A 16,174-nucleotide genomic window follows, 5' to 3' on the forward strand; every position below is an offset into this window, starting at 1 on the left:
GCACACCCGTGGCATAGTTGCGTGAGCGAACAAAATCCGGCTCGAGGAGGAACCATGGTTCGTAAGCCCACCAAGGAAGACAAGTTCTCATTCGGTCTGTGGACCGTCGGCTGGCTGGCCGCCGACCCCTTCGGCGACACCACCCGCACCGCCTTGAAGCCCTGGGAGTACGCCGAGAAGCTCGCCGAACTGGGCGCCTGGGGCATCACCTTCCACGACAACGACGTCTTCCCCTTCGACGCCACCGATGCCGAGCGCGCGAAGATCGTCGGCAAGCTCAAGGACACGGTGGACGCCACGGGCCTGACCATCGAGATGGTCACCACCAACACCTTCACCCACCCGATCTTCAAGGATGGTGGTCTGACCAACAACGACCGCTCCATCCGCCGCTTCGGGCTGCGCAAGATCCTGCGCAACGTGGACCTGGCCGCCGAGTTGGGCGCCACCACCTTCGTCATGTGGGGCGGGCGCGAGGGCGCCGAGTACGACTCCTCCAAGGACCTGGGTGCCGTCTTCGACCGCTACAAGGAGGGTCTGGACACCGTCGCGCAGTACATCAAGGACCAGGGCTACAACCTGCGCATCGGCCTGGAGCCCAAGCCGAATGAGCCCCGCGGTGACATCTTCCTGCCCACCGTCGGCCACGCCCTGGCTCTGATCGCCGAGCTGGACAACGGCGACATCGTCGGTCTGAACCCCGAGGTCGGCCACGAGCAGATGGCAGGTCTGAACTACACCCACGCCCTGGCACAGGCGCTGAACGCCGGCAAGCTCTTCCACATCGACCTCAATGGTCAGAAGGGCCTGAAGTACGACCAGGACCTGGTCTTCGGCCACGGCGACCTGCTCAGCGCCTTCTTCACCGTCGACCTGCTGGTCAACGGCTTCCCCAGCGGCGGCCCGCGCTACGACGGGCCGATCCACTTCGACTACAAGCCCTCGCGCACCGACGGCATTGAGGGTGTGTGGGAGTCTGCGGCCGCCAACATGGAGATGTACATCCAGCTGGCGGAGAAGGCCCGTGCCTTCCGCGCCGACCCGGAGGTGCAGGAGGCGCTCAAGCTCTCCGGCATCTACGAACTGGCCGAGCCGACCCTCGCCGAGGGGGAGACGATCGCCGACCTGCTCGCCGACCGCTCCGCCTACGAGGACTTCGACGCCGAGGCGGCCGCCGCCCGCGACTACCACTTCGTCGACCTCTACGAGAAGGCCGTCCAGCACCTCATCGGTTGAACCGGAGTGGCGATGGGGTGGCGCCAAGGCGGTGCCGCCCCATCGCCCGTCGGCCCCCGCGAGGAAGACGACCCTTCGCCTCGACAACGTCCCGCTTCAACATACGACTACACGACTACGCTTTAGTTCGTCCCTTCGAAATCCAACCGCCTTCAACGTGGAAGGAACTCTTATGGCCCTCGTCGCCGGCGTCGACTCCTCGACGCAGTCCTGCAAGCTCGTCGTCCGCGACGCCGCCACCGGCGCCCTCGTGCGTGAGGCCAAGGCCTCCCATCCGGACGGCTCCGAAGTCCACCCCGATCACTGGTGGACCGCACTCAACGAAGTGATCGACGCCGTCGGCGGGCTCGATGACGTCGCCGCCCTGAGCGTTGGCGGGCAGCAGCACGGAATGGTGGTGCTCGATGCCGACGGTGAGGTCATCCGCCCTGCCCTGCTGTGGAACGACACCCGCAGCGCCGGCGCCGCCCGCGATCTGATCCGCGAGCTCGGCGACGGCGACGAAGCCGCCGGGGCCAAGGCCTGGGCCGACGCCGTCGGCTCGGTGCTCGTGGCCTCCCTGACCATCACCAAGCTGCGCTGGCTGGCCGACCACGAGCCCGAGAATGCCGCCCGCATCGCGGCCATCTGCCTGCCGCACGACTGGCTCACCTGGAAGCTGTCCGGCGCCGCCTCGCTGGACACCCTCGTCACCGACCGCTCCGACGCCTCCGGCACGGGCTACTTCGACTCCGTGGCCAACAGCTACCGCCGCGACCTGCTCGCGCTCGCCCTGCACCGCAGCGAGGCCGAGGTCGCCGACATCGTATTGCCCCGCGTCGTCGGCCCACACGAGGAGGCCGCCCGCGGCGGCGCCTTCACCACTCCGACGGGGAAGGCGCGGGACCTGACCCATCTGGTGCTCGGTCCCGGCTGCGGCGACAACGCCGGCGCCGCCCTCGGACTGGGCCTGCGCCCCGGCGCCACCAGTGTCTCCCTGGGCACCTCCGGCGTGGTCGCCGCCGTCTCCGCCACGCCCACCCATGACGCCTCCGGGTTGGTCACCGGCTTCGCCGACGCCACCGGCGCCTTCCTGCCGCTGGCCTGCACGCTCAACGCCGCGCGCATTCTGGACGCCGCCAAGCAGGTGCTGGGAGTCTCCTACGACGAGTTCGACCGGCTCGCACTGTCCGCCGAGCCCGGTGCCGCCGGGCTGGTGCACGTGCCCTACCTGGAGGGTGAGCGCACCCCGAACCTGCCCGAGGCCACGGGCATGCTCACCGGCATGACGCTGGCCTCGCTGACCCCTGCGAACTACGCGCGCGCCGCCGTCGAGGGACTGCTGTGCCTGATGGGGGCGTGCGTCGACGCCGTGCGCGGCCAGGGGGTCGAGGTCGACGCCGTCACGCTCGTGGGTGGGGGAGTGAAGTGGGCCTGTGCCCGCGAGCTCGCCCCCGCCGTGCTCGCCGTTCCGGTGGATGTGCCCGAGCCCGGCGAGTATGTCGCCAACGGCGCCGCCAAGCAGGCCGCCTGGGTGCTTGCCGGCGGTGAGGAGCCGCCCGTATGGGAACTCGGCCCGGTCGAGCACCTGACCGCCGAGCCGCAGCCGCAGGTGCGTGCCGCCTACGATGCGGCGGCAGCCATCGTGGCAGCATCGCAGCAGGGGGACTGACTCGCGCTAAGGGCACTGCCGGTAGGGGCTCTCCGACCGGCTGCGACGGCGTCGCCGCTATCCCCGCGGCGGCGCCGTCGAGGCGCGCTCAGACAGCGTGGTCGCGATCTCGATATGGTGAGCCTCGGGTTGGCCGTCGTCTTTCATAAGGAGGACGGTTTCCACCGCTCTGCGTCCCATCTCCTCCAGGGGCTGCCGCACGGCGGTGAGGTGCGGAGTGGTGAGCGTGGTGATGAAGGTGTCGTCGTAGGAGACGAGGCTGAGGTTCTCCGGGATGCGTAGGCCGAGATCGTTGGCTGCCTGCATGACGCCGATGGCCTGGAGGTCGGAGCCTGCAGTGATCGCCGTCGGGCGTCTCGGGCCGAGGGACAGCCACTCCCGGGCGACTTGGTAACCGGTTGCCTGCGTGAAGGGGCCATGCCGGATGAGATCGGGCTCGGGGGTGAGTCCACGGCGGCTACAGGCAGACAGGAAACCGTCAAGGCGGGCTGTACCGCTCAGGGAGGCGACAGGCCCGGTAAGGATGGCCAGACGGGTATGACCGAGCCCAAGCAGGTGTTCCGCGGCGCTGTGCCCGCCGAGCCAGTTGGTCGCGCCCACGGAGACGATCTCCGGATGGGAGGAGTCCAGTGGGTCGATGACGACGATCGGCAGCCGGGCGCTTTCAATGCCGGCTACTGTGTCGGAGTCGAGACTCGCGGTAAGAACGACGGCGCCCGAGCGATTGCGTGACAGCAGTCGATGGTTGAGATCCGACTGGGGGACTGGGGAGGTCCTTTCCGCGGAGGTGTGGGTGCGCTCTATGACTAGATCGACGCCGTGAGCCTCGGCGGCGTCGCGGGCCCCCTTGAGGATCGTCATGGCGTAGGCGCTCTCGATTACGTCGGCCATGAACGAGATGGACGGGGGCGTCTCTTCGGGGTGGTGCACGCGTGTGACGTAGCCGAGTTCTTTTATGGCGGCCTCGACGCGAGCACGGGTGGCTGGGGAGACCTCGGGGCGGCCGTTGGCGACTTTTGAAGCGGTCGCGAGTGAGACGCCGGCCCGTGCGGCGACGTCCGCAAGCAGGGTGCGGCTCGCGGCTGGCGGGTTGTTCATGGGGGTGCCTTTCAGCGGTCGGTGTGATGTTGTAACCGCATGCCCGCATGGTAGGGGACCGGGAGAACCGGCCGTCCGCGTTTGTGGGCGTCGTGGCTGGGGCCGGGCGGGAGTGGTTGGTCGCGTTCGGGTCGGCGGGGACGTCAAGCGGCGCCTCGGCGACCAGTCGGCGAGTCATCAGGCGGGGCCCGTCCCGTCGCCATTCGTCAGCAACGTGTACCGGGACGTGCGCATCAACCACCACTCGCCAGCCTCATGCCTTCAAACGCGAGGAGCTGGAGCACGTCCCCTCTCCCGTCCGCTTCGGGTAGGGAAACACGGTGCAACGTGAGCTACGCGCGGTGGCTGCGATGACGACTTCATCACATGGGGTGAGGCACTTGCGGATCATCAGGGGGAACGCTACGCTGAACACGTCAAAGTTTTGGCAGTCGGCCGAAACTTTTGGTACGAAAGGCTCGAAGATGAGTGTTCGTGGTCATTACACGCTTTCACGCCGCGGTCTGCTCAAGGCATCTGGCATCGTTGTCAGTTCCGCGGCAATGACGTCCGCACTGGTCGCCTGCGGGTCCTCCGGCCCAAACTCCTCAGATGCTGGCGGGGCGGGTGACTTCGCCGCCAGTGCTTGGGCAATCCAGAGCTCCCAGTCGGACTCATACATCGCCGCCGTCGACCGGTGGAACGAGGCGCACCCGGAGGAGCGGATCGACCTGCAGGTCATGCCCGACAACGGGTACAAGGACAAGGTTCGCGTCGCCCTTGGCGCCGATCAGGCGCCAACCCTCATATATGGGTGGGGCGGTGGCGGCCTGCGCGATTACGTGGAACAGGGCCTAGTCGATTCCATAACGCAACTTGCGGGCAGCGAGCACGCCGGCATCGCGGAGCGCTACCTCGAGGCGACCCTCGGGGCGGCCACCATCGATGGCGAGCTTTACGGCGTCCCGATCGGCAACATGCAGCCCGTGGTCGTGCTTTACAACAAGGAGGTGTTCTCCGCGATCGGTGCCGAGGTCCCGCAGACCTGGAGCGAGTTGCTCAACGTCGTCGAGCAGGCCAAGAGTGCGAACTTCACTCCTATTGCTCTGGCCGGCCAGAGCAAGTGGACCCACCTTCCGTATCTCGCCTACCTGGTAGACCGCATCGGTGGGCCGGAGGTCTTTGCCAAGGTCGAGGCGGACCAGGCCGACGGCTGGTCCGACCCGGCTGTGCTCGAAGCGGCACGGAAGATCCAAGAGCTCGTAGAGGCCGGCGCATTCGCCTCCGACGCCTCTGCAACCTCCTATGAGAGCGGCGCAGCCGATGCCCTGCTCTATACCGGGAAGGCGGCGATGCTCGTCATGCTGTCCAACGCCTACTCCAACATCGCCCAGGCTTCGCCGGAGTTCGTCGAGTCGGGCAACCTGGGCTACTTCGCCTTCCCAGCGGTCGAAGGGGGCAAGGGCGACCCGAAGGACGTCACAGGTAACCCCTCGGCGTACTGGTACGTCACCAGTGCCTCGACCGATGCTGCCAAGGATATCGCCATCCGGTTCCTCGACGAACAGGTCATGAACGACCAATACGTCGAGGAGATCATTGGCCGCGCCTCGGTACCGGGTGCCGTATCCGCGGGCGACAAGCTTGCCGCCGCGGAGGATCCCTTTGCCTCCTACGTCTTTGAAATGGTCAATGAGGCGCCTGCGTTCCAGCTGTCCCTGGACCAGGCACTCACGCCGGTACAGGGTGAAGCCCTCAACACGGCGCTTGACCAACTGTTCCTCCTTGAGATCACCCCTCAGGAATTCGTTGACACGATGACCGCCACCGTGGGCAAGTGAGGCTGCTCGTGAGCGTTTCAGACAACTCCGACGGCGTGCGGGCAAGGACCAAGACTGGCCCCAGCCCGTGGTTCATCGTCCCGGCCCTTGTCTTATTCCTCGTCTTCGCGATCATCCCCCTGTTCGGCGCGGTAATTCTATCCCTGACCAAGTGGGACGGCCTTGGTTCACCGCAACTGACGGGACTGACGAACTGGCGTGCCGTGCTGACCGATCCGGTCACTTGGACCACGATCAAGCTCAGCCTAATAGTGATGGTCGGGTCCTGGGCCGTCCAGACGCCACTAAGCCTGCTGCTTGGCGTCTGGGCTGCCCAGGCGGGCCGCACGCGGGCCGTCGTAACAACCGTCTACTTCCTGCCTCTTTTGCTCTCCTCGGCAGCAGTCGGCCTGACCTTCAAGAACCTGCTCGACCCGAACTTCGGCATGACCGCCATGGAGCGGCTCGGACCGTTGAGCAGAAACTGGCTCGGGGACAGGGAGACCGTTCTTGCGGTTGTGGTCTTCATCATCGCGTGGCACTTCGTGCCGCTGCACACGTTGCTTTACCAGGCGGGTGCGCGGCAGATCCCGAAGTCCCTTTACGAGGCGGCCTCGTGCGACGGTGCCGGCGGATTACGGATGTTCTTCCAGATCACGCTGCCACAGTTGAAGTACACAATCGTCACCTCGTCGACCCTGATGCTAGTAGGCTCACTGACCTACTTTGACCTCATATTCGTGCTGACATCGGGCGGACCGGGTTATGCCACCCGGATCCTGCCGCTGCACATGTATCTCACGGGCTTCCAGGCGGCAGACATGGGGCGTGCCAGCGCCATCGCCACGCTGCTTGCGATGCTGGGCCTGATCCTGTCTCTGACACTGACGAAAATAACGGGCTTCACCCGGATGGAAAGCCAGCAGGAGGGAATCTGATGGGCGCCATTGACTTGCCCCGGGCCTCTGGGATCGTAGGACGGGCAGCACGTCGGCGCAGCGGGCCTCGGGTGAACATCCCCGGTGGCCTAGGTGCGGTCCTCTGGCTTCTTGTCGTCGTCGTGCCGATCTACTGGGTGGTCGTCACCTCACTGCGCACGCAGCAGAACTTCTTCACCGACGGGGCGCTTGTGCCGCCGAGCAACCCGACACTGGAGAACTATGCGGCGGTGTTCGAGAAGGGCTTCGCACGGTTCTTCCTCAACTCGATCATCGTGACCGTCGGCGCCGTCGGCCTGACCATAGCCGTCGGGCTCATGGCCGCCTACGCCATCGTGCGCAGCAGGCGGGCGATCGCTAAGCGATCCCTGGGGGTCTTTCTGCTCGGCCTGGCGATCCCGGCCCAGTCGGCGATCATCCCGATCTTCTACATGATCACGCGGATGCGCCTGTACGACACGCTCCTGGCCGTAATCCTGCCGTCCACCGCCTTCGCCATCCCGGTCACGGTGCTCATCTTCACCAACTACCTCAGGGATATCCCGAGCGAGTTGTTCGAGTCGATGCGCCTGGACGGGGCGACCGAGTGGCAGATCCTCAGCAGGCTGGTGCTGCCGTTGTGCGTTCCGGCTCTCTCGACGACCGCGATCTACAACGGCGTCAATGTCTGGAACAACTTCCTGTTCCCGCTCGTGCTGACTCAGTCGCCCCAGAGCAGGGTGCTGCCCTTGGCCTTGTGGACCTTTCAGGGCGAGTTGACGATCAACGTGCCCGCCATGATGGCAGCCATCGTGCTGTCAGCTCTGCCTATCCTCAGCCTCTATGTGCTCGGTCGCCGTCAGCTGATCGCCGGCATGACGGCTGGATTCGGCAAGTAGCACCGGTTCCAGCCGGCTTCTCCATCAAATCCAGAAAGACTTCCCATGACCTACACCGGCAAACGCACCTCCGCCAACTGGCCTATCGCCGCTGCCATGCTTCCCTTCCCGGACTCCCAGGACGCCGACGAGTACACCTGGCGCAAGCAGCTCGCCCAGGTCCGCTTCGAGGGGTTCACGGCCGTCGATCTCACCGATAACTGGGTCCGTGTCGGAGACCTCAGTCGGGAGCGCCTGGCTCTCCTCAAGGGGCTCCTCAAGGAGTACGGGCTCGCCCCATCGGCGATCTCCGCGATCCGCCGTTCCGTCATCGATCCCGTCGGGTGGGAGGACAATCTCGAATACTCGCATCGGGTCATTGACGCGGCGGCCTTTCTCGGCTCCGAGATTGTCTCCGTCGGCCTGCACCGTCCTCTCCTCGGTGCCCAGGCCCACGCCCTGTGGTTCTGGACTCAGCCGGGTCCCGTTGACTCCCGTGATCCGGACAACTGGCACCGAGCCGTCACCCGCCTGCGCGAGCTCGGCGAACACGCCGTGAGCCTGGGCCTGCTGCTGTCCCTGGAGATGTACGAGGACACCCTGCTCGGCACCGCCGATTCCGCGGTCAGGCTCGTCACCGATATCGGGATGAGCGGCGTCGGCCTGAACCCCGATCTGGGCAACCTCTACCGCCTGCACCGGCCCATTGAGGACTTCCTCGTCAGTGTTGAGAAGTGCATGCCATACGCCAACTACTGGCACATGAAGAGCTATTCGCGCGATGTAAACGCCGAGGGGCACGTAACCACGGTGCCCGCCCCCATGGCATTCGGCACGGCGAATTACCGCGAGGCGATCCAGATCGCCATTGACGCCGGCTTCGACGGCCCGATGTGCGTGGAGAACTATGGCGGCGACGGCCTGACTGTATCCGCGGAGAACATGCGCTACATCCGCCGGATGCTGGCTGTCGCGCTGAATGAGATCTGAAAGGGAGCCACCATGACGGAAACCACTACGGCAAACCGCACAGCCGTCCTCGGCCTGGGAGCCATGGGGCTGCCCATGGCAACCCGCCTCGCCGCAGTCGCCCCCGGGGGCGTAGTCGGCTATGACCCCTTTGAACCGCGCCGCGAACTCGCTGCGTGTGCCGGGGTCCTGCCTGCCGTGTCCGCGGCCGAGGCAGTCCAGGGCGCTGACGTCGCCGTCATCGCGGTGAGGTCAGCAGACCAGATCGATGAAGTCCTGTTCGGGGCGCGGGGAGCCGCCTCCGGCCTGCGCGAAGGGGCAGTCGTCGTCATCACTTCCACCGTGGGTGCGGCCTGCGTTGTGGACGTGGCTGCCAGGCTCGCGGAAGGCGGTGTTCTCACCGTCGACGCCCCGGTCTCCGGAGGGGCGGTCCGCGCGGGTGACGGCACTCTGCTCATCATGATTGGGGGCTCGCAGGAGGCGCTCGCGGCCGGCCGCCCGACGCTCACCGCGTTGGGTGAGACCCTGGTTGAAACGGGTCCTGTTGGAGCCGGCCAGAACATGAAGGCCGTGAACCAGCTGCTGTGCGGCATTCACACCGCGGCCGCGGCGGAGGCACTGGCCATGGCGGCGAGTCTCGGCCTCGATCCGCGCCGATGCGTAGAGGTGTTCATGCAGGGGGCGGCCGCCTCTTTCATGCTCGGTGACCGCGGTCCGCGTATGGCCGAGCAGTTGCGGGGAGCGCCGGTGGAACTGCGGTCCCGTCTCGACATCATCGACAAGGACATGGGCATAGTCGGTGATCTAAATCGGGCCGCTCACCTGCCCACGCCCGTAGCGGGCGCTGCTGAGAATCTCTATCGCACCGCTATGAAGGCGGGCTTGGCGGCTCAGGACGACTCGGCTCTGGCGGTCTTCCTGCACGGCGGAGCCCTCAGCGGGAACTGAATGACAGCATCCTGACAAGACCTCAAAGCAAAGGAACACGACTCAATCATGGATATACATGTCCGAAAACAGGGATCGGACCTTGCTCCGGGGACGGCACAGGAGCCGCTCCTTACCATCTCGGAGGCCGCCCGTAGAGCCCTTCCGGGTGACACCGTCATTGTTCACGAAGGCACCTACCGCGAGTGGGTTGACCCGCAGCGCGGTGGACGTGATGAACTGCGCCGCATCACATACACAGCCGCGCCTGGAGAGCATGTCGTCATCAAGGGCTCCGAGGAACTGAACGAATGGGAGGAGATCGAGGACGGTCTGTGGTCCACGGCTCTAGACAACTCCTTGTTCGGCGACTTCAACCCCTACCGGGAGGTGATCGCAGGCGACTGGTTGGTGCGCCCCGTGGGGGCGGACGCCCCTCAGCACCTGGGTGAGGTGTATCTAGACGGTACGGCACTGAGGGAAGTTCGCGACCGCGAAGAACTGCGCCGACCCCCCGCGCTGCCCGAGATCGTCGATGACTGGACCGGGGTGCAGGTGGCCCCCGCCGGCGGGCCGGTGCCCGGCACCTGGCTTGCCGTCGTCGATGACACCACGACGACGATCATGGTGAACCTCGCGGGTCGCAGCCCACGTGAGGCGCTCATCGAGGCGAATGTCCGCCGCTCGGTGTTCTTTCCGCGCAATCACCAGATCGACTACATCACCGTGCGCGGTTTTGAGTTGGCGCACGCTGCGACCCCGTGGGCGCCGCCAACCGGCGACCAGCCCGGTCTGATCGGCCCCAACTGGGCCAGAGGCTGGATCATTGAGGACAACCACATTCACGACGCCAAGTGCGCGGCCGTCTCGCTGGGCAAGGAGGGCTCCACAGGAGACAACTACTCCACCACGAGGGGGGACCGCTCGGGCTACCAGTATCAGTTGGAGTCGGTCTTCGCCGGGCTCGAACTCGGGTGGTCCAGAGAGAAGGTCGGCTCCCACGTCGTTCGGCGCAATCTCATTCACGACTGCGGGCAGAACGCCGTCGTAGGACACATGGGTTGTGCCTTCTCCACGATTGAGGACAATGAGATTCACACGATCTCTGCGCGCCGGGCCTTCTACGGTCATGAGATCGCGGGCATCAAGTTGCATGCCGCGATCGACACGAGCATCACCCACAACCACGTGCACGGGTGCTCCCTCGGCATCTGGCTCGACTGGGAGACGCAGGGTACCAGGGTCGCCCGCAACGTGCTGCACGATAACTCCCGCGACCTCTTCATCGAGGTCAGTCACGGCCCTTACGTTGTGGACTCGAACGTCCTCGCCTCCCCCGCATCGATCGAGATACTCAGTCAGGGCGGCGCCTACGTGGCGAACCTCGTGCTCGGCACCGTCAGAGTCGAGACTGTCCCCGACCGATCCACGCCGTATCACCTGCCCCACTCGACGAAGGTCGCCGGTGTCTCGGTCGTATTCGGAGGTGATGACCGCTTCATCGGCAATGTCTTCGGGCCCGGGACTCAGGCCCCGGCCTATGTCACGCCACGTCCGGCATTGAGTGTGTACGGGCATGGCACGGTCGCCTACGACGGGTGCCCCTCGAAGTGGAGTGATTACCTCGCTCAGGTCCGTGCGGAGGCTGGCGACCACCGCCGTTACAACGACGTGCGTCAGGTCGTTGTCATTCGGGACAACGTCTACCTCGGCGGCGCCCGGGGCTACTCGCTTGAGGAACGCCCTGTGCGGGTGCCCGACGGTGCCGCCCGGGTCGAGACCGACGGTGACGGGCGCGTCAGTGTGGTCATCGACCTGCCCGAGGACGGCTCGCTCCCCGGCCTCGCTCCGGTGAGTGCGCAGGACCTTGGACACGTGCGCATGGCCGGGCTGCCCTTCACCGCCCCCGACGGCTCCCCGGTGTGCCTTTCCATGGATCTGGTTGGGAATGAGCGCCCGGAGGATACCTGGATCCCCGGACCGCTTGCCGAATTAGGGGACGGACGTATCTGCGTTTGGGACGCCGATCGGGTGCTCGGCGCCGAGGGGAGGACAACGGCATGACCATGATTTACAACAGCCCAGCCGATTTCACCGAGGATGCGACCCGGGGATTCGTCGACCTGCACTCCGACCGACTCCGTCTTGTTCCCGGTGGTGTCGTGAGACGTCGACGTTCGATGAAGCCAAAAGTGGCCGTCATCTATGGCGGTGGTTCCGGCCACTATCCGGCCTTCGCCGGCGTCGTCGGCCCCGGAATGGGGGACGGCGCTGTCATCGGCAATCTCTTCACCTCGCCGTCCACCGTACAGGCGTACTCGGTGGCGCGGGCTGCCAGCTCCGGGGCAGGGGTGGTCATCAGCTACGGCAACTACGCGGGCGACGTCATGAACTTCGGTCTCGCGGGAGAGCGACTCACCGCGGAGGGAATTGAGACCCGACAGCTGGTCATCACCGATGACATCGCCTCCGCGCCGCCCGCACAGTCCTCGAAGCGGCGCGGGATTGCTGGGGACTTCGTGGTGTTCAAGATTCTGGGTGCGGCGGCGGAGCGCGGTGACGATCTCGACGAGGTGGTCCGGTTGGGGCTGAGGGCCAACGCCGCGACCTTCTCCCTCGGGGTGGCCTTCGCGGGTTGCACCTTCCCCGGCGCCCGGGAGCCCCACTTCACCGTGCCCGAGGGCAAGATGGGCCTCGGCCTGGGGATCCATGGGGAGCCGGGGCTGGAGGATATCGACTGGATGCCCGCTGACGAGCTGGCCGCGCTCCTCGTGGGGCGCCTGCTCTCGGAACGTCCGGCAGGATCGGGAACACGGGTCGCCGCGATACTCAACGGCCTTGGCTCAACGAAGTACGAGGAACTCTTCCTCTTGTGGGGTCATGTAGCGGCCCTGTTGCGGGAGGCGGGTCTGGAGGTAGTCGCGCCCGAGGTCGGGGAACTCGTGACGAGCCTTGACATGGCCGGGGTGTCACTCACGCTGTGCTGGCTGGATGATGAGTTGGAGGCCCTGTGGCTGGCACCGGCCGACACTCCTGCCTTCCGGCGCGGTGTGCTTGAGGGGACGGCCGCATCCGCAACCGCCGATGAGGAAGCCGTCGAGTATTTCTATTCAGAACCCGACGTCGAGTCGCCCTTGGGATCGGAGGATTCGCGCGTCGTCGGCGCTCTGGTTGTCGACTGCCTGCGGGCCATGCAGGCGGTGCTGCACGAGCGGGAGGACGAACTGGGCCGCATCGACCAGGTGGCCGGCGACGGCGACCACGGCCGCGGTATGGTTCGCGGAGTCGACTGCGCCGTAGACGCGGCTACGGCGGCCCTCGCAACGGGATGGGGCGCCGCCGGCGTGCTCGCAAGCGCCGGCGACGCGTGGGCGGAGCACGCCGGCGGCACCTCGGGTGTCCTGTGGGGTGCTGCGCTTAGAGCGCTGGGGGCCGGGCTCGGCAACGAGGTCACGGTTGTGCCCGCGGATGTGGCAGCCGCTGTGGAGCGTTTCGTCCTGGCGATGACCGATCTGGGAAAGGCCGAGCTCGGGGACAAGACGGTCATAGACGCGGCAGTTCCGTTCCGGGACCGCCTGCGTCTCGAAATCGATGCGCAGGCATCATTGAGTGACGCTTGGAGCGCGGCCGCGTCCGAGGCGTGCCGTGCAGCCGAGGAGACGAGAGTCCTGTCACCACGAAGGGGAAGGGCACGTCCGCTCGCCGAGAGGTCTATTGGGCATCCGGACCCCGGGGCCGTCTCCTTCGGGATGTGTGCCGCTGCCGTCGGGAGCCTGCTCCGCGCGAGAGAGGGGGAGACCGGCTCGTGATGGCGAGCACGGCTGGGCGTGGTGCGGCAGAGGTCTGCATGCGCCCAGCCGCACACTCGCTCCGGGTCCTGCGGGGCTGGTAGCCAGAAGCGGTAGGAAGAGGACATTGGCACTATGAGTACAGAGGTAAGCGGGCCGGCTCGGCGGGGCGGAGGAGTGCAGTGGCGTGACACCGCGGTTCCGACGCGTCATGGCGAGGTTACCGTGCGGCTGTGGACTCCGGACAGCGGCATTCCTAGTGAGCCAGTAGTGGTCTGGCTCCATGGTTCCGCTTACATCCGTGGGGCGATCAACATGCCGGAGGCGATGAGTGTTGCCGGACACCTCTCGCGCAGGGGATGCACAGTCGCCGTTGTGGACTATTCCCTTGCGGAGCACATCCCCGCGGGTGATGAGTGGCCATGGCCTCCGAGGGAGGCCGCGGGCATTCGCTTCCCTGTCCCGATCGATGAGGTTGTCGACGTTTGTGCGGCGCTGCCGAGTCTCGCTGGTGTGACCTCCGTCTGGTATCTGGGAGGGGCGAGTGCTGGCGCGAGTGTGGCGCTGTCCGCGGCGCAACGTCTTCGCGACGAGGGCGGCCAGTTGCCCGCCGGCATTCCGCTGGTGTACCCGACGGCCCACTCGGTGCTGCCGCCGATGACGCCGGAATTGCGTAACAAATACCTTCGCATCCCCTTCGAGCAGCGTTACTCGCCGTTGCGGGTCCACCTGATGAATCTCAACTTCGTGGGGACGGAGGACCGGATGGAGGAGCCCTACGCCTTCCCCGGCGACGGCGACCTGAGTGGGCTCCCCCCGGTCTATGTCCTCAATTCGGAGCTGGACGGCCTGAGGGCGAGCGGGCAGACGCTGGCGGCCTCTCTGGCAGCCGCAGGTAACGACGTAGTCCAGTTCTGCGAGCCGGAAGCGCTTCACGGGCACCTGAACACGCCCGAGCTCGTGGTCTCGGACCGTTCGCTCGCCAGGATCGACGCCTGGATGACCCTGATCGAAGCGAATGCCAGGGCGTCGGGGCTCGGAATGTGAGCGCGGGCCGCGGGCGTGGGCCGGGAGCCGGGTAACTGATGCTTTGCATGCGGCTCCCGACCACGTTGCAGCGCGAGGCCTCAGGCTCTACTTGCCTCGTAATCGCGAATACGGTCGACCTTGGGGGCGGACCTACCGGCGGGGTCGAAGACGCCGTCGAGGTACTCGCGCAGAAGGAGTTTGGCCGTCTCGGGACCGACGACCTGTGCCCCCATCGAGACGAGGTTCGCGTCATTGGATCGGGCCGCGCGCTGAGCCTGGTAGGCGTCGCTGATACAGGCACAGTAGGCTCCGGCAACCTTGTTGGCGGCGATTGAGACACCGATGCCCGTTCCGCACAACAATATCCCGCGGTCCGCCAAACCAGCGGCGACGTCCTGGGCGACTCGGATAGCGACATTGGCATAGATGGGGTCGTCAGAGGGGTAGTCGATGATCTCATGGCCGAGGGCGGACGCCTCGGTGATCAGCAGGTGTTTGAGTGCTGTGGCGTTGGGGTCGCAGCCGAATGCGAGCTTCATGGTGGTCCTTCTTCGGATGTGCCCGGCGCCTTTGGCGGGGGCGCGGGCAGTGCGCTGGGTGGCTTCCCTTGCGACGAAAGTTTAGGCGTGTCGCAGAAACAAATGCAATGGTGGGGGGGTGACTCGCCTTGTTGCTCACAGGGGAGGCTGGTGGTGCTCGCGGTTCTAGGCTCGTCGCGCCAACTCGCGACGATCCGCTACACCCGCGGCGGCGCCGTCGAGGCGCGCTCGACCAGGCGCGTAGGAATCTTGACCGAGCCGATCGTTCGCTTGGTCTTGGTTCCTGTGGAGTCTTCGGCGAGGTCTAGGGACGCCTCGACTGCCCGCGCCCCCATCGTCTCCAGCGCCTGGTGAACGGTTGTGAGCGGGGGAGCGGCGCACTCGGCAAGGAAAGTGTCGTCATAGCCGACAACACTGAGTTCGTCGGGAACGGACAGTCCGTGCTGACGGGCAGCCTCATATACGCCTATTGCGGAGACGTCGCAGGCGCACATGACGGCGGTGGGACGGCTTTCCGGCGCGATATCGAGCAGGGTCAGCCCCGCGCGCAGCCCATTGGCATAAGTGAAGCTGTTCCCAAGGATGAGTGTGGGATCCACGTCGAGGCCGGCATCCATCATGGCGGAACGGAAACCGAGCAGGCGTTCCCTGGCCGGTAGCGAGCGCTCCGGGCCGGCGACGAAGGCTATGCGCTGGTGCCCCAGTGCGAGCAGGTGCTGGGTGGCGGCCATGCCGCCGTTCCAGTTGGTCGAGGAGATCTCAAGCACCCCGTCGGGGGTTTCTTGAGCCGGGTCCACGGTGATCGCAGGCAGCTGGAGTGTATGCACCGCGTCGATCTGCGCATCAGACAGTTCCATGGTGACAACGATCAGTGCTAAATGACCTTCTGCCACGATCCGTCGCACCCAGGAGTCGGACGCGGCCTCTCGACGGTCATTGAAGGAGCGGACATCAAGAATGGCGCCATGATCGTGCGCTGCCGCTACCGCCCCGGCGAGCACGCGGTTGGTGTAGTACGTATCGAGAGAATCGAAGACGATTGTGATCGTCGGGGAACTCCGCTCTGCGGATGTAGGCGCCTCATAGCCGAGTTGTTCGGCCAGGTCAAGGATCTGTCGACGTGTACGCGCAGAGACGTCCTGACGGCCATTGATCGCCTTGGACACGGTTGCGCGCGAGACCTGAGCGGCTGCAGCTATGGTGTCAAGCGTGACGCGTTCGCGCGGAGTCACAGTGTCCTCCATTCTCGGGTCGCCCCACACCGGCGCGGGTAGAAGCCGGTGGTACAAGTGTTGTTCCAGCAAGCGTAGTGTCCTTGCCCCTGCCCCTGTACCGATGTTTCT

At 65.9% G+C, this 16,174-nt stretch carries 13 protein-coding genes; 10 read left to right on the forward strand and 3 right to left on the reverse strand.

All coding sequences use genetic code 11. From position 1 onward, the window contains the following. The first annotated feature begins 54 nt into the window (after positions 1 to 54). Together xylA and C3B71_RS02690 are read left to right on the forward strand one after the other, a co-directional pair. Complete coding sequence (gene xylA, locus C3B71_RS02685; RefSeq protein ID WP_073329862.1) at positions 55 to 1,236, forward strand: xylose isomerase; 1,182 nt, start codon at positions 55 to 57, stop codon at positions 1,234 to 1,236. A 172-nt stretch (positions 1,237 to 1,408) separates the two neighbouring features. After that, positions 1,409 to 2,887 (forward strand): xylulokinase, encoded by a 1,479-nt coding sequence (locus tag C3B71_RS02690; protein ID WP_073329859.1) that lies wholly within the window; start codon positions 1,409 to 1,411, stop codon positions 2,885 to 2,887. 57 nt (positions 2,888 to 2,944) lie between these two features. Here C3B71_RS02690 and C3B71_RS02695 read toward each other — a convergent pair whose 3' ends face one another. Beyond that, a complete protein-coding gene (locus C3B71_RS02695) occupies positions 2,945 to 3,985 on the reverse strand; it encodes a LacI family DNA-binding transcriptional regulator (RefSeq protein ID WP_073329856.1) in 1,041 nt (346 codons plus the stop codon). A 464-nt stretch (positions 3,986 to 4,449) separates the two neighbouring features. Here C3B71_RS02695 and C3B71_RS02700 point away from each other — a divergent pair, with 464 nt between their 5' ends. The 8 genes from C3B71_RS02700 (at position 4,450) to C3B71_RS02735 (ending at position 14,310) form a co-directional block, all read left to right on the forward strand. Then, positions 4,450 to 5,805: an ABC transporter substrate-binding protein gene (locus C3B71_RS02700; RefSeq protein WP_159097621.1), complete on the forward strand. Its 1,356-nt coding sequence runs from the start codon at positions 4,450 to 4,452 to the stop codon at positions 5,803 to 5,805. An 8-nt stretch (positions 5,806 to 5,813) separates the two neighbouring features. Further along, entirely contained in the window at positions 5,814 to 6,722 is a 909-nt protein-coding gene (locus tag C3B71_RS02705; RefSeq protein ID WP_108969469.1) for a carbohydrate ABC transporter permease, read from the forward strand. 71 nt (positions 6,723 to 6,793) lie between these two features. Continuing rightward, positions 6,794 to 7,600 carry a carbohydrate ABC transporter permease gene (locus C3B71_RS02710; protein ID WP_234416066.1) on the forward strand — a complete coding sequence of 269 codons (807 nt, stop codon included), beginning with the start codon at positions 6,794 to 6,796 and terminating at the stop codon, positions 7,598 to 7,600. 45 nt (positions 7,601 to 7,645) lie between these two features. Then, entirely contained in the window at positions 7,646 to 8,569 is a 924-nt protein-coding gene (locus C3B71_RS02715; RefSeq protein WP_073329851.1) for a sugar phosphate isomerase/epimerase family protein, read from the forward strand. Between the two features lie 12 nt (positions 8,570 to 8,581). After that, on the forward strand, positions 8,582 to 9,496 hold the full coding sequence (locus C3B71_RS02720) for an NAD(P)-dependent oxidoreductase (protein WP_073329849.1): 915 nt from the start codon (positions 8,582 to 8,584) through the stop codon (positions 9,494 to 9,496). 48 nt (positions 9,497 to 9,544) lie between these two features. Beyond that, positions 9,545 to 11,539: a right-handed parallel beta-helix repeat-containing protein gene (locus C3B71_RS02725; RefSeq protein WP_073329846.1), complete on the forward strand. Its 1,995-nt coding sequence runs from the start codon at positions 9,545 to 9,547 to the stop codon at positions 11,537 to 11,539. 2 nt (positions 11,540 to 11,541) lie between these two features. Then, positions 11,542 to 13,284: a dihydroxyacetone kinase family protein gene (locus tag C3B71_RS02730; RefSeq protein WP_309300302.1), complete on the forward strand. Its 1,743-nt coding sequence runs from the start codon at positions 11,542 to 11,544 to the stop codon at positions 13,282 to 13,284. 354 nt (positions 13,285 to 13,638) lie between these two features. Continuing rightward, on the forward strand, positions 13,639 to 14,310 hold the full coding sequence (locus C3B71_RS02735) for an alpha/beta hydrolase fold domain-containing protein (protein WP_159097622.1): 672 nt from the start codon (positions 13,639 to 13,641) through the stop codon (positions 14,308 to 14,310). Positions 14,311 to 14,390: 80 nt separating this feature from the next. On the opposite strand, the gene C3B71_RS02740 is transcribed toward C3B71_RS02735, so the two are convergent. Both C3B71_RS02740 and C3B71_RS02745 read right to left on the reverse strand, forming a co-directional pair. Beyond that, positions 14,391 to 14,831, reverse strand: a complete 441-nt coding sequence (locus tag C3B71_RS02740; RefSeq protein ID WP_108965984.1) for an RpiB/LacA/LacB family sugar-phosphate isomerase — start codon at positions 14,829 to 14,831, stop codon at positions 14,391 to 14,393. 197 nt (positions 14,832 to 15,028) lie between these two features. Beyond that, positions 15,029 to 16,063, reverse strand: a complete 1,035-nt coding sequence (locus C3B71_RS02745; protein WP_159097623.1) for a LacI family DNA-binding transcriptional regulator — start codon at positions 16,061 to 16,063, stop codon at positions 15,029 to 15,031. Between the last annotated feature and the right edge of the window lie 111 nt (positions 16,064 to 16,174).

It is taken from the genome of Actinomyces sp. Z16 (assembly GCF_003111765.1).
GTDB lineage: Bacteria > Actinomycetota > Actinomycetes > Actinomycetales > Actinomycetaceae > Actinomyces > Actinomyces glycerinitolerans.

Coding starts and splice junctions, on each gene's coding strand:
- C3B71_RS02720 (WP_073329849.1), top strand. CDS start 8,582: ATGACGGAAACCACTACGGCAAACCGCACAGCCGTCCTCGGCCTGGGA.
- C3B71_RS02695 (WP_073329856.1), bottom strand. CDS start 3,985: ATGAACAACCCGCCAGCCGCGAGCCGCACCCTGCTTGCGGACGTCGCC.
- xylA (WP_073329862.1), top strand. CDS start 55: ATGGTTCGTAAGCCCACCAAGGAAGACAAGTTCTCATTCGGTCTGTGG.
- C3B71_RS02730 (WP_309300302.1), top strand. CDS start 11,542: ATGATTTACAACAGCCCAGCCGATTTCACCGAGGATGCGACCCGGGGA.
- C3B71_RS02690 (WP_073329859.1), top strand. CDS start 1,409: ATGGCCCTCGTCGCCGGCGTCGACTCCTCGACGCAGTCCTGCAAGCTC.
- C3B71_RS02700 (WP_159097621.1), top strand. CDS start 4,450: ATGAGTGTTCGTGGTCATTACACGCTTTCACGCCGCGGTCTGCTCAAG.
- C3B71_RS02715 (WP_073329851.1), top strand. CDS start 7,646: ATGACCTACACCGGCAAACGCACCTCCGCCAACTGGCCTATCGCCGCT.
- C3B71_RS02740 (WP_108965984.1), bottom strand. CDS start 14,831: ATGAAGCTCGCATTCGGCTGCGACCCCAACGCCACAGCACTCAAACAC.
- C3B71_RS02725 (WP_073329846.1), top strand. CDS start 9,545: ATGGATATACATGTCCGAAAACAGGGATCGGACCTTGCTCCGGGGACG.